Origin of the sequence: Nocardioides sp. AX2bis, assembly GCF_902506435.1 — a bacterium.
Lineage (GTDB): Bacteria > Actinomycetota > Actinomycetes > Propionibacteriales > Nocardioidaceae > Nocardioides.
The window spans coordinates 3,694,444-3,699,599 of sequence record NZ_LR733215.1; the positions used below are offsets into that span (position 1 = coordinate 3,694,444).

A 5,156-nucleotide genomic window follows, 5' to 3' on the forward strand; every position below is an offset into this window, starting at 1 on the left:
ACCCCCGAGCCGGTGGCAGTGACCCCTCCGGCGCCCACCACGCGCCCGACCGAGGTCCCGGCGGCACGGCGGGCCGCACCGGTCGTACCAGCGGAGCCGTCCGCGCCGTCCGAGGACTCCTCCGGGCCCTGGTGGGCCGGTGCCGCGACCGCCGTACGCCGCCCGGCCCGCCCGACCACGGACGACCGGCCCGCCGTCGACCCGGCAGTCGAGCACGCCGCCCCTGTCGCGCCGCGGGAGCCCTGGACGCCGCCGCTGACCGGCCTGCGTGCCGTGGCGGTCGTCGGCCTCGTCGCGGGCCTCCTGATCGTCGGCCTGACCACCGGCGCCCTGGCGCTCTGCGAGACCGTGCGCGGCACGCCGTCGTGCGGCGGCGCCGGTTACCTCTTCCTGACCGCCATCGTCGTCGGGGTCGCCCTGCTCGGTGGCCTGGCCCTCGCCGCGCTGCAGGTCTCGGACCCGCGCGGCACCAGCGTCCTCGCCGTCGGCGTCGTGGCCGTGATCGTGCTGCTCCTGCTCGTGCCGGTGATCTTCAGCTGGACCATGGTCCTGGTGATCCCGGCCCTGAGCGTGGCGGCCTTCCTCGGCTCGCACTGGCTGACCACCGTCAGCGGTGACGAGACCCCCGCCTGGGAGCGACCAACGCACGACGACGCCCTGCGCTGACCGGAACCGTCACCTCGAGGCGCCGCAAGCGTCATCTTGGCTGTCCGCGAGCGTCACCTCGGCTGTCCGCGAGCGTCATCTCGGCTCAGCGGGCGGCGAGCAGCTCGGCGATCTGGACCGTGTTGAGCGCCGCGCCCTTGCGCAGGTTGTCGTTGCTGATGAACAGCGCCAGGCCACGGTCGCCGGGGACGCCCGGGTCCTGGCGGAGGCGGCCGACGTACGACGGGTCGCGCCCGGCGGCCAGCAGCGGGGTCGGGATGTCGGCGAGCTCGACGCCCGGCGCACCGGCCAGGATCTCGCGGGCCTGCCGGGGCGTCATGGCCGAGGCGAACTCGGCATTGATCGCCAGCGAGTGGCCGGTGAAGACGGGGACGCGGACGCAGATGCCCGAGACGGCGAGGTCCGGGAGACCGAGGATCTTGCGCGACTCGTTGCGCAGCTTCTGCTCCTCGTCGGTCTCCTCCAGCCCGTCGTCGACGATCGAGCCGGCCAGCGGGAGCACGTTGTAGGCGATCGTGCGGGCGTAGGTCGTCGGCTCCGGGAAGGTCACCGCCGAGCCGTCGTAGGCCAGCCCGGTGGCCTGGTCACCGGCCGCGGCGACCTGGCCGGCCAGCTCCTCGACGCCCTTGACGCCCGAGCCGGAGACGGCCTGGTAGGTCGAGGCGATCAGCCGGGTCAGCCCGGCGGCGTCGTGCAGCGGCTTGAGGACCGGCATCGCGGCCATCGTGGTGCAGTTCGGGTTGGCGATGATGCCCTTGCGGGCCTCGGCGATCGCGCCGGGGTTCACCTCGGAGACCACCAGCGGCACGTCCGGGTCCATCCGGAAGGCCGAGGAGTTGTCGACGACGGTGACGCCGGCCTCGGCGAAGCGCGGTGCGAGGGCGCGCGACGTGGTGGCGCCGGCCGAGAAGAGCGCCACGTCGAGCCCGGCAGGGTCGGCGGTGGCGGCGTCCTCCACCGTGACCTCGCGGTCGCCGAAGGTCAGCACCTGGCCGGCCGAGCGGGCCGAGGCGAAGAACCGGACGTCGGCGAGCTCCAGGCCGCGCTGCAGCAGGATCTGGCGCATGGCGACGCCGACCTGGCCGGTCGCGCCGACCACGCCGAGGCGCAGCGGGCGGCTCATCGGCCGGTCCCGCCGTAGACCACGGCCTCGACCTCGTCGGAGTCCAGGTCGAAGGCGGTGTGGGTGGCGCGCACGGCGTCGTCGACCTGCGACTCGTCGACCACGACCGAGATCCGGATCTCGGAGGTCGAGATCATCGAGATGTTGACCCCGCCGCCGGCGAGCGCGGCGAAGAACCTCGCGGTGATCCCGGGGTGCGACCGCATCCCGGCGCCGATCAGCGAGACCTTGCCGATCTGGTCGTTGTAGAGCAGCTGGTCGTAGCCGACGACCTCCTGGAGGCGCGCCAGGGCACTCATCGCGGCCTGCCCGTCGGTGCGCGGCAGCGTGAAGGAGATGTCGGTGCGCGACGTCGCCGCGGCCGAGACGTTCTGCACGACCATGTCGATGTTGATCTCCGCGGCGGCCAGCGCCTCGAAGATCCGGGCGGCCTCGCCGACCTTGTCGGGGACGCCGACGACGGTGACCTTGGCCTCGCTGCGGTCGTGGGCCACGCCCGCGATGATCGCCTGCTCCACTGCTCCTCCTGAGCTCTCGGGGATGATCCAGGTGCCTTCCTTCTGGGAGAAGGACGAGCGCACGTGGACGGGCATGCCGTGGCGGCGCGCGTACTCGACGCACCGCACGTGCAGGATCTTCGCGCCGGACGCCGCCATCTCCAGCATCTCCTCGGTGGAGAGCCGGTCCAGCTTGCGCGCGGCGGGCACGATCCGGGGGTCGGCGGTGAAGACGCCGTCGACGTCGCTGTAGATCTCGCACACCTCCGCACCCAGGGCGGCCGCCAGGGCCACCGCGGTGGTGTCGGAGGCGCCGCGGCCCAGCGTGGTGACGTCCTTGGTGTCCTGCGAGACGCCCTGGAAGCCGGCCACGATCGCGATGTCGCCCTCGGCGACGGCCTGCTCGATCCGCCCGGGGCTGATGTCGATGATCTTCGCGCGTCCGTGCACCGAGTCGGTGATCACGCCGGCCTGGGACCCGGTGAAGGACCGCGCCCGGTGGCCGAGCTGGGCGATCGCCATCGCGACCAGCGCCATCGAGATCCGCTCACCGGCGGTCAGCAGCATGTCCAGCTCGCGCGGCGGCGGGAGCGGGGTGACCTGCTCGGCGAGGTCGCGGAGCTCGTCGGTGGTGTCGCCCATCGCGGAGACCACCACGACGACGTCGTGGCCGGCCCGCTTGGTCGCCACGATCCGTTGCGCCACGCGCTTCACGCCGGAGGCGTCGGCCAGTGACGAACCGCCGTACTTCTGCACGACCATGCCCACCGGGCAGCTCCTCGGTGTCTCGACGACGGGGACGGCCCCCGGGGACGACGGGCGGTCAGACCGGCAGACGTACGGCGCGGGGGCGCGGTGAGGACGAGTCTAGGCGAGCCTCAGCCGGTGGGCCCGCCGCTGTCCAGCAGCGCCTCGGCGGTGCGGAGCCGATCGGCCTCGATCGCCTCGAGGCTGCCGGCCATCTCGACGTCCAGCCGGTCGTGGGCCACCACCGAGAGCAGCGCGTTCAGCGCGGCGCCGGCCAGGTTCCCCCAGGAGGAGACGTAGGAGAACTGCCACCACCACATGGCCTCGGCGAAGTCGCCGGCCCGGTAGTGGCGCAGGCCGTTCTCGAGGTCGGTGGCGATCGCGGCCAGGTCGTCGGAGAGCTGGCTCTCGACCACCTCGGGCACGTAGGGGTCGAAGACGAAGCTGTAGGTGTCGACGTCGCCGAGCATCTCGGCCAGCGCCATCCGCATCTCGTCGAGGTCGGCCTCGGGGCCCACGTCGGGCTGGTAGTCCGAGCGCGGCACGAAGTCCTGCTGCGCGCCCAGCCGGGCACCGGCCAGCAGCACCTGGCTGATCTCGAGCAGCAGCAGGGAGATCCCGCGCCCCGGGTCCCGGGCGACCGCGATCGCGCGCAGCGCGGTCAGGAAGTCCTCGATCTGGGCCGCGACCTGGGCCGCGACGACCGCGGTCTGGTCGTCGACGTCGGTGCTGTGCACGGTCATTCGGCTGCCCGCCTCCCGGAGAACGCTCGTCCCAGGGTGACCTCGTCGGCGTACTCGAGGTCACCGCCTACCGGCAGTCCACTCGCCAGCCGGGTGATGCGCAAGCCGAGGTCCCGCATCAGGCGTGTGAGGTACGTCGCCGTGGCCTCGCCCTCGAGGTTCGGGTCGGTGGCCAGGATGATCTCGGTGATCGCGCCGTCGGAGAGCCGGGTCAGCAGCTCACGGATGCGCAGCTGGTCGGGACCGATGCCGTCGATGGGCGAGATCGCCCCGCCGAGCACGTGGTAGCGGCCCTTGAACTCGCGGGTCCGCTCGACCGCGACGACGTCCTTGTACTCCTCCACCACGCACAGCGCGGTGGGGTCGCGGCGCGGGTCGCGACAGATCCGGCAGGTGTCGTCCTCGGAGACGTTGAAGCAGATCGAGCAGAACCGCACGCGTGCCTTGACCTGCAGCAGCGTCTCGGCGAGCCGACGCACGTCCGGCTCGTCGGCCTGCAGCAGGTGGAAGGCGATGCGCTGCGCGCTCTTCGGCCCGACGCCGGGCAGCCGGCCCAGCTCGTCGATGAGGTCCTGGACGACCCCTTCGTACAAGGGGTGCCCCGCTCAGAAGCCGGTACGGCCGGCGCCGCCCGGCTGGCCCGGGTCCGCGTCGGGCCCACCGAGGCCGGGGATGCCGCCGCCCAGCCCGCCGGCCAGGCCGTCGAGCCCACCGGCCATCGGGCCGAGCGCCTCGGCCGCGAGCGCGTCGGCGCGTGCCTTGGCGTCACGGTAGGCGGCGACCACCATGTCGCCGAGGTCGGCGAGGTCCTCCTCGGAGCCGCCGTCGACGGTCCCGGGACGGATGGTCACGCCGACCAGCTCGCCGGTGCCGCTGACGGTGACGGTGACGGCACCGCCCCCGACCTCGCCCTCGACCTGGGCGTCGTTGAGCCGCTCCTGGGCCGCCTGGAGCTGCTCCTGCATCTGCTGGGCCTGCTGCAGCAGCGCGTTCATGTCGAAGCCACCGCCGCCGAGGGCGTCGAAGGGGTTCTGGGTCATGGGGTCACCTCGGGGTGTCGGGACGTGCGGGGGTCGGTGGCGCGGGGCGTGCCCGTGCGGGTCGTCAGGGTCGTGCGGGTCGTCGCGGTGGGGCTCACTGGTGCCGGATCTCCTCGATCATCCTGGCCCCCAGCTCGCGGGCGAGCAGGTCGGCCCCGCCGACGGCGTCGACCTCCGCGTCGGCGTCGTCGGGGTGTGCGTCGGCGTCGGCGGCCCGGAGGTCCGCGGGCGTGCGCTCGCGGTGCTCCTGCGGTGACGAGCGCGCCCACGGCGGGGCGTCGGCGGCGTCCGTCGGCTCGGGAGGACCGTCGGTCGGCGGCTCGGGCGCCGGGGCCGGGCG

At 73.5% G+C, this 5,156-nt stretch carries 5 protein-coding genes and 2 pseudogenes; 1 reads left to right on the top strand and 6 read right to left on the bottom strand.

Going from position 1 to position 5,156, the window contains the following annotated elements:
- A pseudogene (locus tag GV155_RS17765) lies at positions 1–666 on the top strand (hypothetical protein); the annotation flags it as partial.
- An 85-nt stretch (positions 667–751) separates the two neighbouring features.
- Here the strand turns inward: GV155_RS17765 and GV155_RS17770 are convergent.
- The 6 genes and pseudogenes from GV155_RS17770 to GV155_RS17795 form a co-directional block, all read right to left on the bottom strand.
- Entirely contained in the window at positions 752–1,789 is a 1,038-nt protein-coding gene (locus GV155_RS17770) for an aspartate-semialdehyde dehydrogenase (RefSeq protein WP_160010131.1), read from the bottom strand.
- A complete protein-coding gene (locus tag GV155_RS17775) occupies positions 1,786–3,054 on the bottom strand; it encodes an aspartate kinase (protein WP_160010133.1) in 1,269 nt (422 codons plus the stop codon). Before GV155_RS17775 ends, GV155_RS17770 begins: the two co-directional genes overlap by 4 nt.
- Before the next feature lie 110 nt (positions 3,055–3,164).
- Positions 3,165–3,776 (bottom strand): DUF5063 domain-containing protein, encoded by a 612-nt coding sequence (locus tag GV155_RS17780; RefSeq protein ID WP_160010135.1) that lies wholly within the window; start codon positions 3,774–3,776, stop codon positions 3,165–3,167.
- Complete coding sequence (gene recR / locus GV155_RS17785) at positions 3,773–4,369, bottom strand: recombination mediator RecR (protein WP_160010137.1); 597 nt, start codon at positions 4,367–4,369, stop codon at positions 3,773–3,775. Before recR ends, GV155_RS17780 begins: the two co-directional genes overlap by 4 nt.
- A gap of 12 nt (positions 4,370–4,381) precedes the next feature.
- Positions 4,382–4,816: a YbaB/EbfC family nucleoid-associated protein gene (locus GV155_RS17790; RefSeq protein WP_160010139.1), complete on the bottom strand. Its 435-nt coding sequence runs from the start codon at positions 4,814–4,816 to the stop codon at positions 4,382–4,384.
- Between the two features lie 117 nt (positions 4,817–4,933).
- Positions 4,934–5,156: pseudogene (locus GV155_RS17795) on the bottom strand (hypothetical protein); the annotation flags it as partial.

What these genes read in the sequence shown, in the direction of transcription:
- GV155_RS17770 (WP_160010131.1), bottom strand. Translation starts at nt 1,789, where the DNA reads ATGAGCCGCCCGCTGCGCCTCGGCGTGGTCGGCGCGACCGGCCAGGTC.
- GV155_RS17780 (WP_160010135.1), bottom strand. Translation starts at nt 3,776, where the DNA reads ATGACCGTGCACAGCACCGACGTCGACGACCAGACCGCGGTCGTCGCG.
- GV155_RS17790 (WP_160010139.1), bottom strand. Translation starts at nt 4,816, where the DNA reads ATGACCCAGAACCCCTTCGACGCCCTCGGCGGCGGTGGCTTCGACATG.